The following is a 748-nucleotide window of genomic DNA, read 5'->3' on the forward strand; positions in this document are numbered from 1 at the left end:
GGGTCTTGAGTTGACATGCCTCAGACGGGCGCAGTCCGGCGTAGAGGCAGAGCAGCGGCACCCAGAAGTCCTGGGGCTTGAGTTTTTTGCCTTTTTGGGATTGTTTGGCTCGCAGGCTCGCAAACAGGGTGTCCAGTTGCGGGCGATGCCAGCGTACCCTGGCTTCATCTGCCCGCTTTTTCACTGGCTTCTTGCCCGCCGTTAAGCTGTCGAACGGGTTGCGGCTGCAATAGCCCAGGATCATGCACCAGCGGAAGAACTGCTTGGTGGCGGCAAGGTAATCTGATTTGGTTTTGAAGCTGATACTGTCGTTACGGAGCAGAGTGTTACGGAAGGCTTGAGCTAGGGCAGGCGTTATCTCATCGACCATGTGCCCCTTGGCCCAAGTGACGAACGCCTGAACCCGCAGTTGGAGTTGTCCGACGGATTTATGCTGGATCCCCTCACTGGCCTTACTCTCAATAAACTTCGTCAGCGCCTGTCTGAGGGGGACCCCTGTAGTAGGTGGAGAGGTATCGACGGGTTGCTTGATGGTCTGGGGAACGGACGAAAGCGCAACAGAAAGAGCATGATATTGCGGTACGGTAAAGCCCGCCGCTTTGAATGCATCGATCTCAGCTCTGATCCAGGCATGAAAACTATGGGTCGTGGCATCGGCAGGTGTCGCCGCAATGAGGGTGCGGACACGCGCCGCCAGCACCAGATTACGGTCTACGGCAACTTGACGTTCTTTGGTAAGGAGGGAAGT

General features: G+C 56.4%; 1 pseudogene. It reads right to left on the reverse strand.

The features are described from left to right. A pseudogene (locus OKC27_RS22775) lies at positions 1-748 on the reverse strand (hypothetical protein); the annotation flags it as partial.

Source organism: Aeromonas sp. QDB62, from assembly GCF_027705695.1.
Lineage (GTDB): Bacteria > Pseudomonadota > Gammaproteobacteria > Enterobacterales > Aeromonadaceae > Aeromonas > Aeromonas allosaccharophila.